The organism is Beggiatoa alba B18LD (assembly GCF_000245015.1).
Classification (GTDB): Bacteria; Pseudomonadota; Gammaproteobacteria; order Beggiatoales; family Beggiatoaceae; genus Beggiatoa; species Beggiatoa alba.
This window is the reverse complement of the sequence record NZ_JH600070.1, coordinates 1,062,239-1,088,190: the sequence shown is the minus strand read 5'-3', so window position 1 is coordinate 1,088,190 and position 25,952 is coordinate 1,062,239. Positions and strand designations below refer to the sequence as shown.

Sequence of the window (25,952 nt, the reverse complement as noted above, 5' to 3'; positions counted from 1 at the left end):
TTAAGCTGATTCTAAAGCCTTGTATTTTTCCCGTAAGCGGTTACGGATAGCGATAGCGGATAAGTTAAGAATAACAATCACCGCAACCAGTAGTAAGGAGGTTGTGTACACTAAAGGACGAGCCGCTTCAATATTGGGGCTTTGGAAACCCACATCATAAACGTGGAAACCTAAGTGCATGAATTTACGTTCTAAATGTAGGTAGGGAAAATTGCCATCCATCGGTAATGTGGGGGCAAGTTTTACTACACCGACCAACATCAAGGGCGCAACTTCTCCCGCTGCCCGAGCAATGGCGAGAATCATACCCGTCATAATAGATGGGCTTGCCATGGGGAGAATAATACGCCATAACGTTTCTGCTTTGGTTGCACCTAGGGCTAAACTGCCTTCACGAATCGCGCTAGGAATCCGAGATAAGCCTTCTTCTGTCGAAACAATTACTACGGGTAACGTTAGAATAGCCAGCGTCACCGCTGACCAGAGAATGCCACCTGTGCCAAAAGTGGGGGCAGGTAATGCTTCGGGATAGAAAATTTTATCTATTGTGCTACCCATCATATAGACGAAGAAGCCTAGACCAAATACACCATAAACAATGGAGGGAACGCCCGCTAAATTATTAACCGCAATGCGTATCATGCGCGTCAAAACGCCTTGTTTTGCATATTCGCGGAGATAAACTGCCGCAATCACGCCGAAAGGGGTTACAAAGATAGACATGATGAAGACCATTAAAACCGTGCCGAAAATCGCGGGGAAAATACCGCCTTCGGTATTCGCTTCACGGGGTTCTTCTGTGGCAAATTCCCATATTTTCGTGAAATAGAAGCTCAATTTTTCGCTAAAGGTCATTGCATTGGGTAAATAAGCCCGCACGACTTTGGATAATTGGATTTCTACAACTTTTCCATCCATGACTTCTGCGGTAAAGCTATCACGGTTGAGTTGTGTGGTTAACTCTGCAACTTGGGCGATAATGCCATCAAATTCTTTTTGATATTCAGCCCGTTGTTTTGCGATATAAGCGTGTTTATCGGGGTCGTTATCGTTAGCTAATTCTAAACGGCGTTCTTCTAAACGCAGTTGTTCTAAACGATAGTTAATTTTCCCTATCTTATGCTTTTTTAACTCACTAATTTGCGTAACTAATTGGTTAGCGCGTTGGATGCGGGTTTGTAACTCAGCCCATACTCCTTCGCCAGATTTAATGACGTTGCCGTTTTCTTTAACTTCACGCAACATGCCATAAAAATTGCCCCATTCGTAACGTTCAACAATCATAATATCTTGTGGATATTCAATTTGACTGAGATTCATTGCCAAAATGGGACGGAAATCTAACCCTAACAATTCACGATTACCTGTTTTTACCAGATAACGGTCAACCCATTCGATATTTGCATCGATATTAAAGCCTGATTCGCGCAAACGAGCCGCAGGAATTTCTTCCTCGCTCCGTACTTCTGCTATCAGTCGATAGCGTGTTCCATCACGTTCTTGATATTGGGCTTGCATCACAGGCGAGGGATAGAATTGCTCTAAGCCACGCACGGCAATGAAAATTAATAAGCCCACCACGACGATGATGCTAACACTGACTGCGGAGGCTGTTAGCCAAATCCAAGGGGCACCACTTTTCCACCAGTTTTTCATAAGCGTCTAATCGGTTATATTTTGAAGAGTATCAGTTATGTCATCGCGGTTTGTGTTGGTTTATATCGCAACATAAAACATCCTATCAATCGCTGTGTTTTATGTTGCGTTACATCCTACAAATGCTACATGACTAGGGCGTTACAGCGAGCTGTACTTTTTACGTAAACGATGGCGTACTATTTCAGCAGCGGTATTAAAGAAGAAGGTGACTAAAAACAGGAATAATGCCGCGAGGAATAAAATTCGATAGTGCGTGCTATTCACTTCTGATTCAGGTAATTCAACAGCAATATTCGCTGATAAAGTACGCAACCCTTGGAAAATACTGAAATCCATCACAGGCGTGTTCCCTGTTGCCATTAATACAATCATGGTTTCCCCCACCGCACGTCCAACACCTATCATAATGGCGGAGAAAATTCCTGGACTGGCAGTGAGAATGACAACACGGGTTAAGGTTTGCCAAGGCGTTGCCCCTAAGGCTAATGAACCAGAGGTTAAATGTTTAGGAACGCTAAAAATGGCATCTTCAGCAATCGAGAAAATATTAGGAATCACCGCTAATCCCATCGCAATACCGACAACCAGCGCGTTACGTTGGTCAAAACCGATACCGTGTTGTGTTAACCAGTGCGGCATATCGCCAGCAAAGAACAAGGCTTCTACAGGATGGGTTAAGGCAAAAGAGAGCCAGCCAATGAAGAGAATAACGGGAATTAATAAACCCGCTTGCCAGCCTTCAGGGACACGCTCAGTAAAGGATTTAGGCAGAATATGCCATGTATAAGCGGCGAGTAAGACCCCAATCGGCAGGAAGAACAAGAGCATTAATACACCCGGTAAATTACTTTCTACAAAGGGAGCGAGCAATAAACCTGCTAAGAAGCCAAGAATAACCGTTGGTAAGGCTTCCATAATTTCGATAGTGGGTTTAACTACTGTACGCATCGCAGGCGACATAAAATAAGCGGCATATATCGCGCCGAGGATGGATAAAGGAATCGCAACAATAAGCGCGTAGAAAGCGGCTTTTAATGTCCCAAAAACTAAAGGTACTAAACTGAATTTAGATTCAAAATCATTAGTTGCTGATGTCGATTGCCATGTATAGGCAGGCGTGGAATAACTTTCATACCAAACCTTTTCCCACAGTGCGTGCATAGAAGATTCAGGGTGCGGATTTTCTAAATGCCAAACACTGATATTCCCTTTTTCATTTTCTGCAACAATAACCTCGCCACGTGGTGACAAGGCAACTTGTTGTAAGGGGCTATCGCTGACTTTTTCAACTTTCAATACCCGTTCAGAGGTTGTGTAATAAACGCCAACATAGCCATCTTTATCCGCAGCAATAAAGCCTTTGCGCCGTTGCTCAATATCAATACTGGTGATAGGGGTGCGTTGCTCATGAAATGAACGAATACGGGTTAAAACAGACTCGTTTTTTTCATTACGTACAGGAAACCACTGGGTAATGCGTCCAGAAGAATCCCCAACAAGCAAAGAAATATCCCCATTTAAAAAAGCAAGTGCGGTTAACGTGATATTAGGCTCTAACGCATTAATACTCTGTTCAATCACAGGGGCAGTTTTCTCAACGATATTAACGCGCAGAATCTCCCCTTTTTCATCCGCTAAATAAGCAACCCGCTGTTCTTTATCAATCAATAAATGCGTGGCTTTGCCCATTTGCGATAAGGCAACTTCACCTGTCACACTTTGTAAAGTTTCCTCGTCCGTCATAAAATTCTTTTGCTTAGTAACCCCCGCTAAGACTAAGCGATTATCCTCAGTCACTGCGGCAATCGTATTCGCATCCGAACCGACCTGTACGGCTACTTTAGATAAAGGTTTCCCCTGTGTATCAATAACAATGGGGGCTTGTCCCATGGGATATTTTAAAGTCGTCTCAACACTGCGTGCATTATTAGCCCCAAATGAAATACCAAAAGCGGCTTGTGTCACAATCGCTTGACCGTTACTTAAACCAAATATCACCGCATTACTGGTAAAATCGGCTTTATTAAAGCTCGTAACGCTAACCCCTTCGGGCAAACTAATTGTTTGCGTTTGTAAATGCTGACCTGATGCAACATCAAAGAAAACGACCTGACCTGATGCAGTATAACGGACACCAATTTCCCCACGCTCTTCCGTCATGATATACAGACTTTTTCCTGCGTCAGCGACAGGCAACGCATACTGTTTTACGGCTTCCATTTGAGCAGGTAATAACAGCGGAAAAACCACATATAAGAGATAAAAGAAAATGAGGACAACGGCAATAATAACGCCCGAGCCACCAATCGTCATACTATGATGGGCAATTCGGTCTTTTAGCCGTCGCCACCGATGTAAACGCTCAGTGCTGGGGTTATCAAATAAGGAAGTAACAGAGGGATTATTGGATGCAGTAGTATTCATAAAATGATTTTATTGTTGAATTATGACAACAATGTTACACCCCTAAAATTAGTCAGGTTTTTCATAGAATTAAACAAGCTGTACAGCGTGTGAATACTTAATAACTCTCAATACTTACTGTAAAAAACAAGCAGTTTTTATAAAAAAGCTGAAATACTCACACAGACGCACAGAAGCCCAAGATAAAACACCTTCAATTGTGACATAGAAACTTGACAGTTTTGTTGCTTGCACAACACAACATGCTTTCTCATAAACCCATTAATTCAGATTAACATCGCCTTTTTTCCATACCACTCACCATCAATAAAGATGTTTTAGCCAAGCATGTAATGCTACTATCTCACTGAGATAGTCAAAATACTGTCAAAAACGGCTAGGGGTGTTTTTAGCAACCGACTAACAGGCTAAAAACTGAGAAAGACCCTTTGAACCTGAACTGGTTAGTACCAGCGGAGGGATGCGCGTTTAACCGCAGATTACGCCCGCGCTGTTTGTTTTAACCCATTAAATTAAGATTGAAAATAATGAGCGTACCATCACAAACTATTGCCCCATTAGGCGAATCTATACAACTGGATACCACAACCCTAACCCCTTTTCCAAATTCCCGAAAAATTTATGTAGAAGGTAGTCGCCCTGATATTCGCGTTCCACTGCGTGAAATTCAATTATCAGATACCCATTTATCTACAGGACAAACAGAAACCAATTCCCCCATTACGGTTTACGACTCCTCAGGCGTTTACAGCGACCCCAGCGTCACTATTGACGTTTGCCAAGGCATTCCCCCTGTTCGTGCGCAATGGATTATCGAACGGGGCGATACCGAAGTTTTACCACAAGTCAGTTCAAACTACGGCAAAAATCGATTAAACGACCCCCGATTAGAAAATCTCCGCTTTGCCCACCAAATTCGCACCCCCCGCAAAGCCAAAGCAGGACACAACGTTACCCAACTACACTATGCGCGAAAAGGCATCATCACCCCCGAAATGGAATACATCGCCATACGGGAAAATCAACGCTTAGAAACCCTCCGCGAAACTGATTTAAAAAATCGCCATACAGGTGAATCCTTTGGCGCAAGTATTCCCAAGATTATTACCCCCGAATTTGTCCGCGCAGAAGTCGCCCGTGGACGGGCAATTATTCCCGCCAATATCAACCATACCGAACTAGAACCGATGATTATCGGGCGTAACTTCCTTGTCAAAGTCAACGCCAATATTGGGAACTCAGCGACAACATCCTCCATTGCCGAAGAAGTAGAAAAAATGGTGTGGTCAATCCGCTGGGGCGCGGATACCGTTATGGATTTATCCACAGGCAAACACATTCACGAAACCCGCGAATGGATACTACGCAACTCCCCCGTCCCCATTGGCACAGTCCCCATTTACCAAGCCCTAGAAAAAGTCGACGGCAAAGCCGAAGAACTCACATGGGAAATATTCCGCGATACTCTGATTGAACAAGCAGAACAAGGCGTTGACTACTTCACCATTCATGCTGGTGTCCGTTTAGCCTATGTCCCCCTCACAGCGAAACGCCTAACGGGCATTGTCTCCCGTGGTGGCGCGATTATGGCGAAATGGTGTTTAGCCCACCATCAAGAAAACTTCCTCTATACCCATTTCGCCGACATCTGCGAAATTATGCAAGCCTACGATATTTCATTCTCATTGGGTGACGGTTTACGCCCTGGCTCTATTGCTGATGCCAACGACGCTGCCCAATTTGCAGAATTAGAAACCCTAGGCGAACTAACCCGATACGCATGGCAACAAGACGTACAAGTCATGGTCGAAGGGCCTGGACATGTTCCTTTACACCTGATTAAAGAGAACATGGACAAACAACTAAAAGAATGCGACGAAGCCCCTTTTTACACCTTAGGGCCTTTGACGACAGACATAGCCCCTGGATACGACCACATCACCTCAGGCATTGGTGCGGCAATGATAGGCTGGTACGGATGCGCCATGCTCTGCTACGTCACACCGAAAGAACATCTAGGTTTACCCAATAAACATGATGTGCGTGAAGGCATTGTGACCTACAAAATTGCAGCCCACGCGGCGGATTTAGCCAAAGGACACCCCAGTGCGCAAATCCGTGACAATGCCATGTCCAAAGCCCGTTTCGAATTCCGTTGGGAAGACCAATTCAGCTTAGGACTAGACCCCTTAAAAGCCCGTGAATTCCATGATGAAACCCTCCCCAAAGAATCCGCCAAAGTTGCCCACTTCTGTTCTATGTGTGGTCCCCACTTCTGCTCGATGAAAATTACCCAAGACGTGCGCGATTACGCCCAAAATAAAGGCATTGCAGACGTAAAAATTGCAGTAGAAACAGGATTAGCGGAAAAAGCGGAAGAATTCACCACACAAGGCGCGGTGATTTATCGATAATTTGAGTTCTGTGAGTTTTATAAAATAAAACAGAAACCTACTAGGTTTTGAAAACCTAGTAGGTTCTTTTATTACTAACCTGAGTTCGGCGAGTTTTATAAAATAAAACAGAGACCTGCTAGGGTTTCAAAACCTAACAGGTCTGTTGGAACACGCGAAAAGGTTTGAAGGACTGGCAGAGATTATTCTCTTGTTTTTCATCGGGATTCACCAGACAAGATTAAAACATTGTCTGAATCAGGATTTTCAGGATTAACAGGATTTAAAACCCTCAAACCAAAAAGTTAAGGTGAATCACGCTTTTTAATTCTGCTAATTCTGAAAATTCTGTGAATTCTGATTCAGACAAGCTGTTGTCTTTTTAAAAGAAACTCGCCGAACTCAGGTTACTATCAATATAGTAAACGTACTATAAAACAATATAGATGGCTGGTAGTCCTCACAGAACTGCTAGTCCTAAATTTAAATCACTTTTATGGTACGGTTACTATAATTCACAACAACTTGAAAACGCTTAAATTGACACCTATTATTTACTTACCTTTCTACTCTTACACATTCTGAAGGTACATAACTATGTTGATGAAATCTGTTTTAGGTTTTGCGTTTATTACTGCCTTATTTGCCAGCATGAGCACCTTTGCTCAAACCGCCCCTGTCGGCATGATTCAAACAGATGCCCCCATTATTGCTTGTGGTGATGTTGACAAGAAAGACCCCGAATAATCTTCCGCTGTACAAACAGGAGGGAATCGCTTCCCTCCTCATTTAATCCTGACGCTCATATCCGCGATTTCCCCAACCTACTTTTTTCTATTAGGAACTCCTCTGTGTCGCCTCCCTATCCTAAAAAAATAGAATTAGTTGATAAAATTCTTGCTTATAACGGTTACTTTAAAATTGTTAAATATCACCTACGCCATACCCTATTTCGTGGCGGTTGGAGCGGTGAAATGTCCCGCGAAGTGTTTGAACGCGGTCATGCAGTTGCATTACTACCTTACGACCCTATTCGGGAACAAGTTGTTTTAGTTGAACAATTTCGTGCAGGTGCGTTAAGCTTAGAAAACCCAGAACAATCATGGTTATGGGAAATCATTGCAGGCATTATTGAACCTGAAGAAACCCCGATTGAAGTCGCTCACCGAGAAGCAGAAGAAGAAGCAGGCTGTCGCGTCACTGATTTGATACCCTTGCATAAAGTATTACTCAGCCCAGGGGGGACGACTGAAACCTGTCAACTTTACTGTGGGCGAGTCGATGCAAGCACTGTGGGGGGCATTTATGGGCTTGCAGAAGAAAACGAAGATATTCAAGTACACGTCGTAACCTTAGATGAAGCCTTAGCCCTTATCGATAAAGGCATAATTTGCTCCTCTCCCGCTATTATTGCCCTGCAATGGCTAGCACTACACAAAGCGATGGTTAAACAACGTTGGCAAGTGGCTTAACTCGCTAAAAATAAAACTGGCAATCTTTTGAAGACTGCCAGTTCTAAAACAATCTTTTTTCACAGAACGCAGATTAATAACCCTGTAACTGATCCATAAAGTTAGGTAGCCATAAAGTCACTTGAGGAAAAGCCAGCATTAACGATAAGACTAAAAGCTGTAGGATAACAAATGGAATAATGCCTAAATAAATCATACTAATACGTATTGTCGGTGGTGCAACAGCTTTTAAATAAAATAGAGAAAATCCAAACGGTGGCGTTAAAAACGACGTTTGTAAATTGACGGCAATTAAAATGGCAAACCATAATAAATCAATGCCAAAATGTGCTGCAATGGGTGTCACAATCGGTACAACAATAAAACAAATCTCTAAAAAGTCTAAGAAAAAACCTAATAAGAAGATAATCAGCATAGACACCGCTAAAAATCCCCACATTCCCCCCGGTAAATTGGTAAAAATGTGATGAACCAATTGATCCCCGCCCATCCCTTTAAACACTAAACCGAAAGCGGTTGCCCCGATTAAAATTAAAAATACCATGCTGGTTAAACGGAGCGTGTGTTGCATTGCATCTAATAAATTCCGTAAACTCAAGCGTCTATGAACCGCTGCTAATATCAACGCAAAAATTGCCCCAATCGCGGCGGACTCGGTCGGCGAAGCAACCCCAAAGAAAATAGAGCCTAACACCCCTAAAATTAGAAAAAGAACAGGAAAGACACTTTTAACCAATTTTCTAAAAAACAGCCAATCCCAACGATGTGCTTCCGTTGCTAAAGCAGGCGCGCTACTAGGATAACGCCACGCAACAAAAACCACATAAAGCAGATAAATCAATACCAACAGTAAACCGGGTATGACTGCCCCAATAAATAAACGCCCAACAGGAACACCCATCACATCCCCCAATAAAATTAAAATCACACTGGGGGGAATGATTTGCCCTAAAGTCCCCGAGGCGGCAATCGTTCCAGTAGCTAATACCGCAGAATAGTTATTCTTTAACATCGCAGGCAAGGCAATAATGCCCATTGTTACCACCGTCGCACCGACCACCCCCGTTGTTGCCGCTAATAAAGCCCCAACGAAAATGACAGAAATCGCCAAGCCACCGCGAAGTTTACCGAACAGCAAGCCCATAGTTTCTAATAAATCTTCAGCAAGTCCCGACTTTTCTAGCACTATTCCCATAAAAATAAATAAAGGGACAGCTAACAAGGTGAAATTTGTCATAATCCCCCAAATCCGCAGGGGTAACAAATTTAAAAAGCCTATGCCTAAAAAAGTTAAACCAAACAATAATGCAATTGCACCTAGGGTAAATGCAACGGGATATCCTAATAACAAGGTAAACATGAGGACAGCAAACATAATCAATGCCCAAACGTCCATGCTAACAAAGTCCATTATGGATGCTCCTCTATCGGTTGACCTACAATCCTCATTATTTGACGCAATGCATCAGCAATACCCTGTAAAATTAAGAAAATAAAACAGAGTGGTAACGCTGCTTTCAGCACAAAACGATAAGGCAACCCCCCAGCGTCGGGTGAACCTTCTTGAAAGGCATAAGCGTTATAAACAAAATCGTAAGAGCTATAAACGATTAAAATGCTAAAGGGAATCAGGAAAAATACACTCCCTAATAAATCAATCCATGCCCGCGCTTTAGGACTCACCCAACGGCTACGATAAATAATATCGACACGGACATGATCATCATATTTAAGGGTATAAGCAGAACCCAGCAGAAATGCAATAGCAAACAAGTGCCATTGCAATTCCTGCAACATCACAGAGCCTTGATTAAACATTGCTCGCATAAATACATCATAAACAATGGTCAAAACCATCAAGAGGATTAACCACGCAGTGACAATACCCGTCCATTCACTGAATGAGTCAATGCCTCTCACTATTTTTTGGATTGGTTTCATAAATAAGAACTTTGGTGGATGATAAGAAAAAGGAGAGGCAATCACTCTCCCTCTTCAACACATGATTTTGATTATTAACGTAATGCCGACTCTGCACGATTGCGAAGATTAGTCGCAGTTTCTTGTTTACTTTCAAGCTGTTCTATTTCATTATTTAAAGTTTTCAACTGCTCTTGAATATTACGACGTATTTTTTCTTCACGAGATGCACTGAGTAAAGCTGTCAAACGGCGATATTCACTATTTTTACTGTTTAGCGTCGTTTGATTACTACGATAAGTTGCCGCTAAACCATCTAAATACGCCTCTAAAAAGGCATTTTCCAAATGGCTTGGACAAACCCCTTCATAACTATTTAAGCGTTGACCGACATCATAACCATTATTTGGGCGACAATAAGAGACAATGCCATTGTCATGACCTTGTTTATACAAGGAAAAATCAGGACGGATTTTATATTCAGAACAAGCCTTTTGATGCTCAGAAAACCGCTCGGCTTGATAACCCTGTGCACCGTCATTATAGCCAATATTGCGCCAATCACCTTGTTGGCACTCTTCTTGAGACAAACTTGCACACCCTGATAACTGCCATAAAACGACCCAACTCATCATAAACAACGTTTTTTTAAAAAACATGCGTTCTCCTTAAATTAAGCGGGAATGAATAAATAAAAATATTTCATTGCATGAATATAATACGCACACTCAAGAAGCAATTTTTATTCTCTTTTTACACGCATATCAGCCAAATCTTGCCAATTGACTTGGCAGACATTGTAAAAAATCTATAATTTGGTAAATCATAAGGAAAATAAGAAAACTGCTCATAGAATAAAAACAGGATAATTGGAAATTAGCGGTTTATAAAGCAGATTAGAGGTCTCATAGATGCGTCAACTCATACAACAAGCTGTATTGCATAGCCTACCCAGTAATGATGATTTTACGTTAAATCCACATCTTTCTAAAAAAACGCCATTAGTCCCTGCTGCGGTGCTTCTTCCCCTAGTCGAATATGCGGACGAATACCGAATCATCTTGACGCAACGCACTGCGCATTTACATAACCATCCAGGACAAATTTGTTTCCCTGGTGGACGTGTAGATGTGGATGATCGCAATGTGACAGAGACAGCATTGCGCGAAACCATGGAAGAAATCGGCTTATCACGTCCTTTCATAGACATTATTGGCACATTAGATACTTACGAAACAGGCACAGGCTTTTTAATCACGCCAGTTGTCGGATTTGTAAAAACAGGATTTCATTTAAAACTAGATAGTTTTGAAGTAGCAGAAGTCTTTGAAGTTCCACTAAGTTTTATCTTAGACGAAAGAAATCATCAACGGGAAATCATGCACTATCGCGGACAAGCACATTTTTACCACGTATTTTATTATCAAAATCGGATGATTTGGGGCGCGACGGCTGGCATACTGGTCAACTTTTACCAACGGTTACAACAGGCAAAAGCACAAGAAAACCTCTTTACTGTACACAATTCATCTTATTAAAAACATAGTTACAACTGCTTATCTAGTTGACTTACCTAAATTATTGACACTAAGCCAAAGGTTGCATGAATGGATATGAAAGTATTCCCAGTAAAGCATTATATTTACTCACTAACCCTGATTTTTATCGCCTATTTAAGCGCGTGTACCTCATTGACAGGGGCAAAAGACAGTAATAATAATGATAAATTTCAAGTACAACTGAGTGAACAAGAAGCCTTAGCCATCGGTTATAAAATTTGGCAAAACGAAAGCGGGGCAAAAGTTGAGGGCTTAACCGTTTGGAATGCAGGGGAAGAGTTTGCTTCTTTAGGCATTGGGCATTTTATTTGGGCCCCTAAAGGGAAAAAGCCTGTTTTTACAGAAGGGTTTCCGCTGTTACTGCAATTTATGCAAACTAAAAAAATAGCGATACCACAATGGCTTGCAAATACACCCTATTGCCCTTGGGAAAGTCGAGAAACCTTTAATAAAGCTATTAACAGTAAAGAAATGTTAGCCTTGCGTAGTTTCTTACATGAAACCCTATCCACCCAAGTAGAATTTATGGCATATCGGGTTGAACAAAGTTTACCGACCTTGTTGGCAAGCCTGCCTCATGAAGCACAACGGGAAAAAGTCAAACAACAATTTTACCGCGTCGCCCAATCTGCAAACGGCATTTATGCCTTAATCGACTATGTCAATTTTAAAGGTGAAGGCACATCCACAACAGAACGTTATCAAGGACAAGGCTGGGGATTATTGCAAGTTTTGGAAAATATGAGTGGGGACACCAAGCAACCAACAGCAGAATTTGCAACCGCCGCGATTAAAGTATTAACTCAACGGGTTAAAAATGCGCCTGTTGAACGCAATGAACAACGCTGGTTAGCTGGATGGACAAATCGAGTTAATACCTATCGATAACCTGAGTTCAGCGAGTTTCTGTTAAAAAAGACAACAGCTTGTCTGAATCAGAATTCACAGAATTAGCAGAATTAAAAAGCGAAAGTGATTTAAATCTAGGACTAGCAGTCCTCACAGGACTGCCAGTCCTCCATGTCGTTTTATAATACGTTTGCTATATCGATAACAAATCCAAATTCGGCTATCCATTAATACGGCAACCATAACGGACGCTTTGACGAAATCACTTTTGTATTAACCCCAATAAAATTGAGTCCACCAAATAAACGCGCATACTCAATTTTCATACAACGGTTCATGACCACTTCTAAACCTGCCACCTCCGCCTTTTTCGCCGAGACCTCATCGACAATGCCTAATTGCATCCATAAAACTTTAGCGTTAATTGCAATGGCTTGTTCAGTTAAGGCGGGAATTTCTTCTACCTTACGAAAACAGTCAACGATATCAATAGGTTCAGGGATTGACGCTAAATCAGGGTAACATTTTTCGTCTAACACTTCTGTATAAGCAGGATTAACAGGAATAACTTTATAACCCTGTTTTTGCAAATATTTTGCAGCAAAATAACTGGGACGATACCAATTATTAGATAAACCAACCATCGCCACAGTTTTATAAGCTTTTAAAATACGCCGTAAACTTTGCACATCATCCACGTTTATCACTCCCTCATGAATTCATTACGCTTCAATTTTTTTCGCACGCGCCCCAAAAATCGCCGTACCAATCCGCACGAGGGTCGCACCTTCCGCAATCGCCGCTTGCATATCGTCCGTCATGCCCATCGATAAAGTATCTAAACTCATCCCTTGTGCTTGTAACTGTTCAAAAATTTCGCGTAATTGGCGAAAAGATTGGCGTTGTGTTGCAAAATCGGGCGCAGGCGCAGGAATCGCCATTAACCCACGTAATTGTAAACGCGGTAATGTCTGAATTGCCCGCGCTAATGTAGGCACATCATCAACACTAATCCCTGCTTTTTGAGGTTCTGCACTGATATTCACTTGAATACAAACTTGTAATGCGGGTAAATTGGCGGGGCGTTGTTGATTTAAGCGTTCTGCATTTTTCAAACTGTCTAGCGTATGCACCCAGTGAAAATGTTCGGCGACAACGCGCGTTTTATTCGATTGTAACGCGCCAATAAAATGCCATTCCAGTTGCGGATGGTCTGCTCGTAAAATTTGAATTTTATCGACAGCTTCTTGTACATAATTCTCACCAAAACAAAGCTGTCCTGCTTGTATCGCTTGAATGACAGCATCAGGTGGATGGGTTTTACTAACCGCTAATAATTGCACGCTGTGGGGCTGACGGTTAAATTGTTGTTCTGCCATTAAAATCTGTTGGCGAACATGGGTTAAGGCATCGGCAATGCAGGACATGGGCGATTGTAACAGGGCGGTATTGGAAAAAAGAAATGGATTGGAAATGAGCGAATGCGTTATCAGAGAATTAACGCATTCGCAATCATTAAAACTTAGATATCAAACGGATGTTGTTTAATAATAGTATCGTTACGTTCTGCGCCTGTGGAAATCATGGCAATAGGCACACCGATAAGTTCTTCTAATTTTTCTAAATAAGCTTTTGCATTTTCAGGTAAATCTTCGTAACGACGGATGCCGATAGTGGATTCTTTCCAGCCAGGCATGTCGATGTAAATGGGTTCGCAACTGGCAACCGCATCCGCTCCTGTCGGGGCTAAGTGAATTTCTTGTCCGTTGCAACGGTAGCCAATACCAATTCGCACGCTGTCTAAGCCGTCTAATACGTCTAATTTGGTGATACAAACCCCTGTTAAGCTGTTGATTAACTTGGCACGACGTAAGGCAGCCGCATCAAACCATCCGCAACGTCTGCGCCGTCCTGTGGTCGCGCCAAATTCGTTGCCTTGTTTGGTGAGGTATTCGCCAATTTCATCAAATAATTCCGTGGGGAATGGCCCTGAACCAACGCGGGTGCTGTAGGCTTTGGTGATGCCTAAGACATAGTGCAAATCTTTGGGACCAATCCCGCTCCCTGTTGCCGCACCGCCTGCGGTGGTATTGGAGGAGGTCACGTAGGGGTATGTGCCTTGGTCAATATCTAACATCGTGCCTTGTGCGCCTTCTAGCATGATGTTTTCCCCATTTGCTTGGAATTTTTCTACTAATTCGGTGATGTCTGTCACCATTGGCGCAATTTTTTCAGCTAACGCAAGGGTTTCGTCTAATGTTTTTTGGAAGTCAATCGTGGGGACTTTGTAGTAGTGTTGCAGGGCAAAATTATGATAGTCCAGCACTTCCCCTAATTTGGCGGCGAAGCGTTCGCGGTGGAATAAATCGCTAACCCGTAATGCACGGCGGGCGACTTTGTCTTCATAGGCTGGACCAATCCCACGCCCTGTCGTACCGATTTTGCTATCACCACGGGCTTTTTCGCGGGCTTGGTCTAGTGCAACGTGATAGGGCATGAGTAGTGGCGCGGCATCACTGATGCGTAAACGTTCGCGGACAGGAATGCCGCTATTTTCTAAAAATTCAACTTCTTCCATCAGGGCTTGTAAGGATAAGACCACGCCATTGCCAATTAAGCATAATACGCCATCGCGTAAAATGCCTGAGGGAATTAGATGTAATACGGTTTTTTTGCCATCAATAACGAGGGTATGCCCTGCGTTGTGTCCACCTTGAAAGCGAATCACCGCAGTCGCGCGTTCGGTTAATAAATCAACAATTTTACCTTTGCCTTCATCGCCCCATTGTGTGCCGATGACTACAACGTTTTTACCCATGATAGTAGCTCTCTAAACTTTTGAAGTAGGTTAAATAAGTCTTGAAAACAGTGTGTATTGCATGATTGTTTAACTGAGCGCGTGTATTTGCCAGTGTCCTGCTTGCCAGCGTAATTCGCGGTTACAGCCCATTGCTTTGGCATCGCCTTGTTGTTGGGGTAAAGCTTGGATGACGCGCTCGCCTTGTTGGCGGAGTTGTTGAATCGTTGCTTGTAAATTGGCATCGAGTCCCGCAGGGGCAAAAATCGCGGTTTTTTTCGCAGATGGAACGGTAGTAAGTTCTGCTAATATGCGTAAGTCGGTACTGAATCCTGTCGCAGGGCGGGCATGTCCGAAAGCTTTGCCGATATTGTCATAGCGTCCACCCAGTGCAATGGCTTGTCCATGTTCGGGTACATAGGCGGCAAAAACTAAGCCTCTGTAGTAGTTGTATCCCCGTAATTCGGCAAGGTCAAAATGTAGGGTATAACGGCTTAAATGGGTATTCAGTTGTTCTAAAGTCGTTAAGGCTTGTTGTACGCTGTCGGGAGCATTTTGTAAGACTCGACGCGCTTCGTTTAAAACGTGAACATCGCCATTGAGTTCGATCAGGGCGGTGAGTTGGTGTTGTAAGCGGGTAGGAGTCTGCCATGTGGTGAGTAATTCACGCACTTCGGCAAGGGCTTTGCGTTGAATGGCAGCAAATAAGAGGCTTTCTTGTTCGCTATTTAACTGGGCTTGTTCGACTAATGCACGGTAAATACCCACATGTCCAACGTCAACGTGAAAGGCTTGCACTCCCGTTACCGTTAGGGTGGTGAGCAGTAAGGCTAAAATTTCTGCATCGCTTTCTATGCCTGCATGTCCGTAAAGTTCAGCACCAACTTGTAATAAGGAGCGTGTGCCTGTAAAGCCTGTTGGACGGGTGTGTAAGACAGTGCCAAGATAGCAAAGACGACTGGGAATATCACGTTTTAAGCGGTGGGCATCGATACGGGCAGCTTGAGGGGTCATATCTGCACGAATTCCCATCAGTCGTCCGTTTAATTGGTCAATGAGTTTAAACGTTTGTAAGTCTAAGTCATGACCTGCTCCTACTAAGAGGGAGTCTAAGTATTCAATCATCGGGGGGATGATGAGTTCATAACCCCATGTTGCATATAGGTCTAAGATAGTGCGGCGGAGATGTTCTAAATGTGCCGCTTCGTCGGGCAGGGCATCGGTAATGCCCGCAGGGAGTAACCAGCGATCCTGATGATTCATTAATGAACGAGGTAGAGTAAGAGTAAACCAAATAACATGCTGACAAAACCGACAATGCGTAAGGTTTTATCGTTCAATTCAGCCATCGCCTGAAGCGTTTGGCGAAACCGCGACGGATTAATAAAGGGCATAATACCTTCAAAAATAATCAATAGGGCGAAGGCTGTCCCGAGTTCAGTCCACATCATGTAGGGCAAAACCAAGTTAAGAGTGCATTAAACGTATTATGATGCTTGGAAACAATAACGGATACTAGTCGCTGTGTCTTACTTTTTTATCAAGTGAAGAACAGCCGCAAGTATCCGTTTTATCATCCCTTAGCAATTAATGCGCTGGGGCTGTCTCTATTCCTTTAAAAAATTTGAAGAAATCTGAGTCAGGTTCCAACAACAGAATGTCATCTTTGGATTTAAAGGTTTCGCGATAGGCAGTTAAACTCCGCGTGAAGCTGTAAAAATCAGGATTACGGCTGAAAGCATTGGCGTAGATTTCTGTTGCCGTTGCATCCCCTTCCCCACGAATTTGTTCCGCGTCACGTTCAGCTTTGGAAATGATTTCCATATTTTCTCGATCCGCTTCTGCGCGAATACGGGTTGCTGCGGCTTCCCCGCGAGAGCGTAATTCACGCGCCACTTGTTCCCGTGCGGCATCCATCCGTTGATAAACAGAGGTGCTCACATCATCAGGTAGGTTAATTTGTTTGATGCGCACGTCAACGACTTCAATGCCGAATTCATTACCACGGCGATTGGCTTCAGCGGTAATAATATCCATGATTTTTGCGCGGTCGCCTGAAACAACTTCTTGAATGGTTCGTTTACCGAATTCACTGCGTAAACCGTCCGCGATAAATTCAGATAAGCGTCGTCCTGCATTGATGGGATTACCACCAACGCTCTTGAAATAGGTTTCAGTATCAGTAATTCGCCATTTAATGAAGGAGTCAACAATTAAGTTCTTTTGTTCCCCTGTTAAAAAATGTTGCGGGTTAGAATCAAAGGATTGAATACGCGCATCAAATTTGCGAATGGTTTGCAAAAAGGGCACTTTAAAATGTAAACCGGGGGTATAGTCTGATTTAACAACCCGTCCGAATTGCAGTTTTAAAGCCTTTTCAGTCTCTTGTACGTAGAACATGGACATCATCAGAATCAGTAACACAACGATACTGATAGCCCCAAGAATCATTTTATTTTGTAACATTAAGGATTTCCTCTGCTTGTACTTGTACGGTTGTCATCACGCGAAGGTCGTACAATGGGTTGTAGGTCTGTTTGCGGAGGAAATACCGTAAAAGGCTGATTCGGGCTAGAGGTTGAATTGCTGATGACGGATGAGGTGTTGTTAAGTGTACTTTTATCCGTTACAGGCGGGATAGTTGCGGTATTCCGATCACCCAGTAATTTGTCTAAGGGGAATAACATGACATTATTACCGCCTTTGACATCAATCATCATTTTGGTGGAGTTACTCAATATAGATTCCATGGTTTCTATATACATACGCTTGCGAGTAATATCGGGTGCTTTTTCATATTCGTTTAAAATACTTAAAAAGCGTTGTGTTTGACCTTCAGCACGGGCGATAACCACGGCTTTATAGGCTTGCGCTTCTTGACGTAATAATTCAGCTTGCCCTGTTGCCCGTTGCAAAACACCATTTGCATAAGCTTGTGCACGGTTTTTGTCGCGTTCTTCGTCTTCACGGGCTTTGATGACATCAGCAAATGCAGCTTGTACAGCAGTTGGGGGTTGTGCGTTTTGCATGTTTACGCTGATAACGATTAAGCCTGTTTGATAGCGGTCAACAATGATTTGAATCAACTCTTTGGTCTTTAACGTGACTTTATCGCGCTCACTGGTTAAGACTTTTTCCATTTCACTAGTGCCAACTACCTCACGCAACGCGCTTTCTGTGGCTTGTTGTAATGTGCCGTCGGGGTCATTGACGTTAAATAGATAATCGCGTGCATTAGTAATGCGATATTGTACAACCAGTTCAATATCAACAATATTTTCATCTTGCGTCAGCATTAAAGCGCGGTGATTAATTGCGCGTACTTGCTCAACATTGACTTTTTGCACAGATTCAATGGGATAAGGGAAATGCCAGTTTAAGCCTTGGTTGGTTGTGGCAACATAGCGACCGAAACGAGTTTCTACCCCTTGCTCTGCGGGTTGCACCACGTACCAGCCGAACATGCTCCAGAGGAAAAGTAAAGCGACAGCAATCAGCCCAATCAATGACCAGCTAATGCCTTTTCCCATGTCGCCCATACCAAAGCTACCGCCTGAACCGCTGCCCCCAAACCAGCCATTGAGTTTATCCTGTATTTTTTTCAGGACTTCGTCTAAATCGGGAGGGCCTTGCTCGTTTTTACGATGTCCCCAAGGGTCTTTATTACCATTATTGCCCGGCTCGTTCCAAGCCATGTATGCTACTCCGTTTTGTTGAATTAAATCGTTAAGTAATCATGGATAACTAGCGTTTTTGCTTTAACAAAAACAAACAATGCTGAATAAAACGCTGTTGGGTAATGCACTATTAAAGAAAAAGATTAACCTTTAGCCCATAGCTTTTGAATAAAAAAGCGTTTACTTCACTGTCTAAATAAATGGGGATGTCTAATTCTTCTAGTGGTCTATAAAACTTCCCTTGTTCAGCGTTACTAAAATCGTGTTTATCTTTCATGTTAGACATCTTTGCTGATAGGTCTGTTTTTCTTTTTTGGTTGCTTTTCGAGCACTGATGATACACACAAAAGAATGTCACCATCATATAGGGTTAATGTGAAAGGTTCTGCAAAAACATAAGCGGCTTGTTCAAATGAAATACCATGTTTTTGTATGTTAATGGCTTCTTTTATCGTACCACGACTAAAAATCGTTATTTTAAGAAGCTTTAGGCAGACCTGCAAGTTTTTCTACTATTTGCAAATCTTTTTCTGATTCAAGTAATTGAGTAAGGTTTTTTGGTAGCAACTGAATTTTTAATAAGCTATCACCGTTTTCGCTGTATTCTTCTGCTAAAACTGTGCTGAGTTGATATAAACGGGCGCGTAATTGTCCATTATTAGCAGATACTTGCACCCATTGTTGAATACTGGTTTCATGGAGTTGCTCACTCAGTGCTAAATGTAACAGGTCTATGCCTGCCCCTGTGACTGCGGAGAGCCAAATTTTACAAATTCGCCCTGTTTCATCACGCTCAATGTGTGGTTGTTCATCGCCTAATTTATCAACTTTGTTATAAATTAAAATTTGGCTAACCTGTTGTGCTTCAATTTCCGTGAGTACCTGATTAACCTGATTAATTCTATTTTGACGTTCAGGATCACTGGCATCAACAACATGTAACAAAATATTCGCTAATCGAGTTTCATCTAAGGTGGCGCGAAAAGCAGCAACTAAATCATGGGGGAGTTGTTGGATAAATCCAACAGTGTCCGCCAAAATAAGCGGGGTTTTATCAGGTAAATCAATACGTCGTAAAGTTGCATCTAGTGTCGCAAAGAGTTGATCAGCGGCGTAAACTTCAGCGTTAGTGAGTCGATTAAATAGGGTTGATTTGCCCGCATTGGTGTAACCAACAAGGGAAACAACGGGAATTTCCGCACGTTGTCGTGCTCGGCGACTAATTTCGCGTTGCTGGCTGACTTTTTCTAAGCGTTTATTAATATTTTTAATCCGCCCTGCAATTAAACGACGGTCTAATTCTAATTGAGTTTCCCCAGGTCCACGTAAACCTATCCCACCTTTTTGTCGTTCTAAGTGTGTCCAACCGCGAATTAAGCGGGTTGAGAGGTGTTGCAGTTGCGCTAATTCGACCTGTAATTTACCTTCAAAGGAACGGGCGCGTTGGGCGAAGATGTCTAATATAACGCCTGTCCTATCAAGAACACGACATTTTAACTCTCTTTCTAAGTTACGTTCTTGAACAGGGCTTAATGTGTGATTAAATAAAACAATTTCAATGTCATTACTTTGAATGGCATCGAGAATTTCTTGTAATTTGCCTGACCCAACAAATAAAGCGGGGTCGGGCATTGGGCGTGTCCCTGTGATGGAGAGGATAGGCAGTGCGCCTGCTGAACGGACTAGTTCAGTAAATTCTTCTAAACTGGCTTGTTCAGTGAATTGATGAATGGTGATATGCACTAATAAGGCGCGTTCCCCAGTACGTGGGCGTTCAAACACGAGCTTTATACCCCTTGTGAATTTGTGATAATCACCTAAAAACCTTTAGATTATCTTTATCAGCGATTATCACAAATCGCTAATGACTAACCATTTTCATCTTGCATTAAATCTTCATGCGGAATCTTGACATTACGTGCAGGAACAATTGTAGAAATCGCATGTTTGTAAACCATTTGGCTGACAGCGTTTTTGAGGAGCACTACAAATTGATCAAAAGATTCAATTTGTCCTTGCAATTTAATACCATTGACTAGGTAAATAGACACTGGCACACGTTCTTTACGCAAGGCATTCAAAAAAGGGTCTTGCAATGACTGCCCTTTACTCATAATTTTATTCTCCGTCTTATTATCTTCTTAATAGGACATTTGTTTTTTTCGAGTGGGAATGAAGCTGATACACTCGCACTTTTATTATTGACGTATTTGAGAAAGCATGGGGATTTTGGCAAGTCTTTTCAATACAAGTTCGGTTATATTGGTTTCTTGACTATCAAACCAAACGGCGTCGGCTTCAGCACGTAACCATGTTAATTGGCGTTTAGCCAGTTGGCGCGTTGCGACAATCCCTTGTTCTACCATACTTGTGTAATCCAACTCGCCTGTTAAATATTGCCATACTTGACGATAACCCACTGCTCGCATGGCTGGTAAACTCAGATCTAAGTCGCCACGTTTAAACAAGGTTTCGACTTCATCGACGAGCCCTTGTTGCAACATGAGTTTAAACCGCTTTGCTATTCTAGCATGTAATACTTCTCTCTGCGCAGGTGCAATAACGAATTTAACCACATCGGGCAATGACCATGCCTTGTCAGCTTTTGCATACCAATCTGTCATAGATATACCTGATATTTCATAAACTTCTAAGGCACGTTGAATGCGTTGTGGGTCGTTGGGATGGATGCGTTGTGCAGCAATTGGGTCAACTTGGGCAAGTCGCGCATGTAACGCTGTTAATCCTTCACTTTCAATCAGTTGATTTAAGCGTTCACGAACATTCACATCTGCGGGCGGTAAATCGGATAATCCTTGCTGTAAACTGCGAAAATATAAGCCTGTTCCGCCAACCAGTAGCGGGATTTTGCCGTGTGCTTGAATTTCTGCAATGTGTTGTAAGGCATCTTTACAGAAACGGGCGGCAGAATAGGATTCTAACGGGTCACAAATATCAATCAGACGATGGGGGGCGATGCTTAAAATTTCTGCGCTAGGCTTGGCTGTACCGATATCCATACCCCGATAAACAAGGGCTGAGTCAACGCTGATAATTTCACAAGGAAAATGTTGGACGATGGCAACGGCTAGGTCAGTTTTTCCTGCTGCCGTTGGTCCCATTAAGAAAATACAAGGTATGTCAGTCATGAAGTGATAAAAAGTTTTTATGGGAATTTAACTAATTGAAATAGTAGTTTATTTATCGCTATACTAGTTTAGTTATTTAATCACATTATTTTATATAGGATTTTATATGTTCATCTTATGGCGTTTAAATAGCTTATTGTTATTCGGTGGAATGATACTTGTATCATCTGTATTCGCAGAAGAGATTGAGAACAAGCCATCATTCCCAGCCATTCATGTCAATCCCTTACATCTGCCCGCAACGCCAAAAATTCAAGCCAACCCGTCTGCACAATCTCAAACAGCACAAACATTGCTTGAGCAATTACATGCCTTAAAAGCGCGACAAGCAAACCCAAAAAATGTTGATGAAGGGGTTCGACAAGTTTATACAGCAGAAACACAGACCCCAATAGCAAAGCAGGCGGATAATTTAAGCACATTAAGTCAGCAAGTGGGCGAGAAGTTTTCGATTAAATGGCGAGCCAATGGCACACCTTTGCAAATCGGTGGCGGGATTTTAGCCACACCCTTGTTATTACAAGGCGTGGATAATCTGGGTAAAACAGCGCGTTATGAAGCCACTGCCCGCCAATTTCTCCGTGAGAATCGTCAGTTATTACGGATTGATGACCCTGATAAAGAATTTATTTTACAGCGTCAACAAACGGATAGCTTACAGCGAACACAATTGCGTTTTGAACAATTTTATAAAAATTTGCCCATTTATCCCGCTGAAATTGCTATTCATTTAGATTCGCAAGGAAATGTCGATTTAATGAATGGGGCTTATATTCCAACCCCACGCAAATTATTAGCCACAACCCCCCAAATCTCCCGCGACGTTGCCCGCACACAAGCACTTGCTCGACATGTAGGAAAAGTCAGTGAGCCTGAACTAATTATCTATGCCCCTGAAGACAAAACACCACAATTAGCATGGCGAATAAGCATTATTAGCTCTGCCCGTGAAAATTGGTTAGTGGTGATTAATGCCTTAACAGGTGAAATTATCGACGATTACAATCAAAATCCGAGCGCGAATGTGCAAGGCACAGGTGAAGATTTATTTAACCAAATTGTTGCCCTTAATCTATGGGCAGATAGGGGACAATATTACTTAATCGACACGTCAAAACCGATGTTTACAGGTACACCTAATGAAGAGAAAGGCTCTATTTATATCTACGATTTAAATGGACGTTCGCCCGATAAAGAGGAGGCATTAATTCTAGTCAGTAGCCGTAATGCTAATAGTGGCTTTATTCCAGAAGGGGTCAGTTTAGCTTATCACTTATCCAATATTTATAATTATTATCAGCAACGTTATCAACGCAATTCTTATGATGGGGAAGGAGCTTCTATATTAGGGGTTGTTAGAATGGGGGAAGAATACGCAGATAATGCGTTTTGGAATGGTGCAGGCTTATTTTTTGGCAATGCGGATAGTTATGCAGGTTCTTTAGACATTATAGCGCACGAATTTCAACATGCTGTCACCCAACACACAGCTAATTTAGTTTATAAAAATCAATCTGGTGCATTAAACGAGGCGTATTCCGATATTTTTGGCGAAATGCTTGAGTCTTATGTACAAGGGCGGACTGATTGGCAAATGGGGACGAGTCTTAAAAGTGGCGTATTACGTGACTTAATCAATCCTAACCGTTTGAATGCCCCTGCAACAATGGCGCAATATATCAATACAACAGAAGACAATGGCGGGGTTCATTTAAACATGACTATTGTCGCCCATGCGTTCTATTTACTGGCAGACGGTTTAAACAACGCTATTGGCAAAACTGATGCAGAACGAATTTTTTTCCGTGCTTTAAATACCTACCTCACTAAAAATGCCCAATTTATCGATGCTCGTTTAGCGACGATTAAAGCCGCTGATGATTTATTTGGCTCAAATTCCCCACAAAGCCAAAAAGTCGCTGAAGCCTTTAACGCCGTGCAAATTTATGACGGACAAAGCACCCCTGATGCCCCTACTTACGCACCTATTGATGCCCCTGATGCCACCCTTTCCATCTGCGTATCAGGCGGTAATTTTTTTCTCTGTCGACGTGACCCAAGCCTAAACGATGGCACATTAGGCGTTTATCTCACCCGTTTTGATGTCGCTCCACGACGGGCTTCTGTTACTGCCAACGGAACACTTGCCGCTTTTGTCGACTCCATTCACGATTTTTGTTTAATTCCCTTAAACAGCACCACTGCCGTTGAAGAACGCTGTTTAGGAGAAGCAGGCTTAATCCATTCTGTAGCCATGTCGCCTGATGGAAATCGTTACGCATTTGTCTTACAAGATGAAAATGGTAGCCCGACAAATACCATTACTATCATGGATATTGCACAAAACAGCGTGCAGGAATACACCATACAAGCCCCCGCCACAGAAGGGGTGATGACAAACACGATTTTATTTGCGGATGCTTTAGACTTTACTGCCGATGGAGAAAATCTTGTTTATGATGCCCTGAATATCCTAAAACTCAGTGATGGCGAACAAGTCGCCTCATGGAGTATTTACGCATTAGACCTCGCCAGTACACAAATTATCAGCATCGTTCCCCCCGTTGCAGGTTTAGACATCGGAAACCCCAGTTTAAGCCAAACCAGCGACAACAACTTAACGTTTACTGCAACAGAACCAAATACAGGTATCTCAAGTATTTATGCGGCTAACTTAAATACAGGCGAGTTGCGATGGATAGGTAACGCTCGTGGCGAATATAGCGTTGCTAGCTACACGGGGGATGATACAGGGATTGTGTTTGATACTTACGACGAGAACACACCGACCCAATTTTCTCTCGTTTATCAAGCAGTCAAAGAAAAAATTTATCCACAAGGCGAGCTTGCCTTATGGCTCAAAGATGCCAGTTATGGCACAGTTTACCGTCGTGGTGTCACCAGCACACCGACACCAACACCAGTTCCAACCCCGCCCGCCAACAATTCCCCCTCCGCACCTCAAACCACAGACGCAGGCACACAAATCACCAGCGATATTTGGATGAAAGCAGAAATTATCAGCGTCGAGAAAGGGGCGATTAATGCCCTATGGCGATTAGGGGGCGATTCACTCACTGCACGTGGCGACCGTGTTATCTGGGGCTATTTCTATGCAAATCCGACAGATGTTTCATGGGGTAGCCCTGATAATCCAGACTTATACGTTAAAATCTGGTTTGATGTTAGCGGACGTATTGACGTGAACTTTTTCCACGTCTCTGTCCCAAATATTAACGTATATAGCCGACGGAATAACGGCAGTTATTTAACAGGCACAAGCACCACTGAACAACGCTATGTCCGCCATACTTACAACCCCAACAACACCCAACAAGCAAGCGTAGAAGCAACCCAAAACGCCACTGTATTAAGCACCGCCTATAATCGCCCTAATAATTTCCCGACAATGTTCATGAATACCCAGATTAAAACCGAAGAAAAAGGCGCGATAGCAGGCTTACTGTTTAATGGCGGTTTAGGACAATCCGCACGTGGCGACCAAGTTGCTTGGGGATATTATTATGCAAATCCTGACCTCGTGACGTGGGGCAATGCCAATAATCCTGAAGTTTTTTATAAAATTTGGTGGGATGTCAGTGGACGCATTGACGTTAATTTTTTCCATGTTTCTGTCCCCGACATTGTCGTTAATTCTCGCTTAGAAACACAAACTAATTTCCAAAATAGCGATGTGACATTGAGTCGTCGATATAGTCGGCACGAATACACCCCGCGCTAAACGATAAACTGGCTAGACTTGAATGAAAAATCTAGCCAGTCTTAATCTTACAAAACTGACCTCATCCTAAAAAGGATTTCCTAAAATAAATGCCAATCTGAACAGCTATAAATTTAATTTACGTTTTAATAACAGCTAATTGCCTAAATAATAGCAATCAGCCTTATATCTCAATTAAGCCTTTCAATCGTAAAATATCACGTCTTTTTCTATTGTTTGAGAAAATGAGCAAGGGATTTAAAAAACTCGAGCAATCTCAGAAAATTGTCAAAATTCAAACGTATGATCAAGCCTTAAAAACTCATACAAAA

Annotated in this window: 22 protein-coding genes and 1 riboswitch; of the genes, 6 read left to right on the top strand and 16 right to left on the bottom strand. The window is 42.6% G+C overall.

Annotation, left to right across the window (positions count from 1 at the left end):
* Both pstA and BEGALDRAFT_RS04315 read right to left on the bottom strand, forming a co-directional pair.
* A complete protein-coding gene (gene pstA / locus BEGALDRAFT_RS04320) occupies positions 1 to 1,656 on the bottom strand; it encodes a phosphate ABC transporter permease PstA (protein WP_002684035.1) in 1,656 nt (551 codons plus the stop codon).
* Positions 1,657 to 1,797: 141 nt separating this feature from the next.
* On the bottom strand, positions 1,798 to 4,083 hold the full coding sequence (locus tag BEGALDRAFT_RS04315) for an ABC transporter permease subunit (RefSeq protein WP_002684034.1): 2,286 nt from the start codon (positions 4,081 to 4,083) through the stop codon (positions 1,798 to 1,800).
* A 368-nt stretch (positions 4,084 to 4,451) separates the two neighbouring features.
* Positions 4,452 to 4,561: riboswitch (TPP riboswitch) on the top strand.
* A 49-nt stretch (positions 4,562 to 4,610) separates the two neighbouring features.
* On the opposite strand from BEGALDRAFT_RS04315, the gene thiC reads away from it, so the two are divergent.
* The 3 genes from thiC (at position 4,611) to BEGALDRAFT_RS04305 (ending at position 7,948) form a co-directional block, all read left to right on the top strand.
* Complete coding sequence (thiC, locus tag BEGALDRAFT_RS04310; protein WP_002684033.1) at positions 4,611 to 6,497, top strand: phosphomethylpyrimidine synthase ThiC; 1,887 nt, start codon at positions 4,611 to 4,613, stop codon at positions 6,495 to 6,497.
* 576 nt (positions 6,498 to 7,073) lie between these two features.
* The gene (locus tag BEGALDRAFT_RS19115; protein ID WP_002684031.1) at positions 7,074 to 7,223 is read left to right on the top strand and encodes a hypothetical protein; all 150 of its coding nucleotides are present in this window, start codon (positions 7,074 to 7,076) and stop codon (positions 7,221 to 7,223) included.
* A 104-nt stretch (positions 7,224 to 7,327) separates the two neighbouring features.
* Positions 7,328 to 7,948: an NUDIX domain-containing protein gene (locus BEGALDRAFT_RS04305; RefSeq protein ID WP_002684029.1), complete on the top strand. Its 621-nt coding sequence runs from the start codon at positions 7,328 to 7,330 to the stop codon at positions 7,946 to 7,948.
* Between the two features lie 73 nt (positions 7,949 to 8,021).
* Here the strand turns inward: BEGALDRAFT_RS04305 and BEGALDRAFT_RS04300 are convergent, their stop codons facing one another.
* The 3 genes from BEGALDRAFT_RS04300 to BEGALDRAFT_RS17895 form a co-directional block, all read right to left on the bottom strand.
* Entirely contained in the window at positions 8,022 to 9,344 is a 1,323-nt protein-coding gene (locus BEGALDRAFT_RS04300) for a TRAP transporter large permease (RefSeq protein WP_040295235.1), read from the bottom strand.
* 14 nt (positions 9,345 to 9,358) lie between these two features.
* A complete protein-coding gene (locus tag BEGALDRAFT_RS04295) occupies positions 9,359 to 9,889 on the bottom strand; it encodes a TRAP transporter small permease subunit (protein WP_002684026.1) in 531 nt (176 codons plus the stop codon).
* 74 nt (positions 9,890 to 9,963) lie between these two features.
* Positions 9,964 to 10,527: a DUF2799 domain-containing protein gene (locus BEGALDRAFT_RS17895; protein WP_002684024.1), complete on the bottom strand. Its 564-nt coding sequence runs from the start codon at positions 10,525 to 10,527 to the stop codon at positions 9,964 to 9,966.
* A gap of 252 nt (positions 10,528 to 10,779) precedes the next feature.
* Here BEGALDRAFT_RS17895 and BEGALDRAFT_RS04285 point away from each other — a divergent pair, with 252 nt between their 5' ends.
* Together BEGALDRAFT_RS04285 and BEGALDRAFT_RS04280 are read left to right on the top strand one after the other, a co-directional pair.
* Positions 10,780 to 11,406, top strand: a complete 627-nt coding sequence (locus BEGALDRAFT_RS04285; protein ID WP_002684022.1) for a CoA pyrophosphatase — start codon at positions 10,780 to 10,782, stop codon at positions 11,404 to 11,406.
* 69 nt (positions 11,407 to 11,475) lie between these two features.
* On the top strand, positions 11,476 to 12,315 hold the full coding sequence (locus tag BEGALDRAFT_RS04280; RefSeq protein WP_002684021.1) for a hypothetical protein: 840 nt from the start codon (positions 11,476 to 11,478) through the stop codon (positions 12,313 to 12,315).
* 188 nt (positions 12,316 to 12,503) lie between these two features.
* On the opposite strand, the gene BEGALDRAFT_RS04275 is transcribed toward BEGALDRAFT_RS04280, so the two are convergent.
* The 11 genes from BEGALDRAFT_RS04275 to miaA all read right to left on the bottom strand — a co-directional run bounded on the left by BEGALDRAFT_RS04275 (position 12,504) and on the right by miaA (position 21,899).
* Positions 12,504 to 12,974: a CoA-binding protein gene (locus tag BEGALDRAFT_RS04275; RefSeq protein ID WP_002684018.1), complete on the bottom strand. Its 471-nt coding sequence runs from the start codon at positions 12,972 to 12,974 to the stop codon at positions 12,504 to 12,506.
* Positions 12,975 to 12,998: 24 nt separating this feature from the next.
* Positions 12,999 to 13,703, bottom strand: a complete 705-nt coding sequence (locus BEGALDRAFT_RS04270; RefSeq protein WP_002684017.1) for a YggS family pyridoxal phosphate-dependent enzyme — start codon at positions 13,701 to 13,703, stop codon at positions 12,999 to 13,001.
* Between the two features lie 95 nt (positions 13,704 to 13,798).
* The gene (locus BEGALDRAFT_RS04265) at positions 13,799 to 15,094 is read right to left on the bottom strand and encodes an adenylosuccinate synthase (RefSeq protein WP_002684014.1); all 1,296 of its coding nucleotides are present in this window, start codon (positions 15,092 to 15,094) and stop codon (positions 13,799 to 13,801) included.
* A 69-nt stretch (positions 15,095 to 15,163) separates the two neighbouring features.
* Positions 15,164 to 16,336, bottom strand: coding sequence for an ATP phosphoribosyltransferase regulatory subunit (locus BEGALDRAFT_RS04260; RefSeq protein WP_002684012.1), 1,173 nt, complete (start codon positions 16,334 to 16,336; stop codon positions 15,164 to 15,166).
* Positions 16,336 to 16,524, bottom strand: coding sequence for a DUF2065 domain-containing protein (locus BEGALDRAFT_RS04255; RefSeq protein WP_002684010.1), 189 nt, complete (start codon positions 16,522 to 16,524; stop codon positions 16,336 to 16,338). The genes BEGALDRAFT_RS04260 and BEGALDRAFT_RS04255 overlap by 1 nt, the downstream gene beginning before the upstream one ends.
* Before the next feature lie 136 nt (positions 16,525 to 16,660).
* The gene (gene hflC, locus BEGALDRAFT_RS04250; protein ID WP_002684008.1) at positions 16,661 to 17,539 is read right to left on the bottom strand and encodes a protease modulator HflC; all 879 of its coding nucleotides are present in this window, start codon (positions 17,537 to 17,539) and stop codon (positions 16,661 to 16,663) included.
* A complete protein-coding gene (hflK, locus tag BEGALDRAFT_RS04245) occupies positions 17,539 to 18,768 on the bottom strand; it encodes an FtsH protease activity modulator HflK (RefSeq protein WP_002684002.1) in 1,230 nt (409 codons plus the stop codon). Before hflK ends, hflC begins: the two co-directional genes overlap by 1 nt.
* Before the next feature lie 112 nt (positions 18,769 to 18,880).
* On the bottom strand, positions 18,881 to 19,027 hold the full coding sequence (locus BEGALDRAFT_RS19110) for a hypothetical protein (protein WP_157237546.1): 147 nt from the start codon (positions 19,025 to 19,027) through the stop codon (positions 18,881 to 18,883).
* Between the two features lie 200 nt (positions 19,028 to 19,227).
* Complete coding sequence (gene hflX / locus BEGALDRAFT_RS04240; protein WP_002683999.1) at positions 19,228 to 20,532, bottom strand: ribosome rescue GTPase HflX; 1,305 nt, start codon at positions 20,530 to 20,532, stop codon at positions 19,228 to 19,230.
* 86 nt (positions 20,533 to 20,618) lie between these two features.
* Positions 20,619 to 20,864 carry an RNA chaperone Hfq gene (gene hfq / locus BEGALDRAFT_RS04235; protein WP_002683997.1) on the bottom strand — a complete coding sequence of 82 codons (246 nt, stop codon included), beginning with the start codon at positions 20,862 to 20,864 and terminating at the stop codon, positions 20,619 to 20,621.
* An 84-nt stretch (positions 20,865 to 20,948) separates the two neighbouring features.
* Positions 20,949 to 21,899, bottom strand: coding sequence for a tRNA (adenosine(37)-N6)-dimethylallyltransferase MiaA (miaA, locus tag BEGALDRAFT_RS04230; protein ID WP_002683994.1), 951 nt, complete (start codon positions 21,897 to 21,899; stop codon positions 20,949 to 20,951).
* A 106-nt stretch (positions 21,900 to 22,005) separates the two neighbouring features.
* On the opposite strand from miaA, the gene BEGALDRAFT_RS04225 reads away from it, so the two are divergent.
* Entirely contained in the window at positions 22,006 to 25,641 is a 3,636-nt protein-coding gene (locus BEGALDRAFT_RS04225) for a M4 family metallopeptidase (protein WP_002683992.1), read from the top strand.
* Positions 25,642 to 25,952 lie beyond the last annotated feature (311 nt).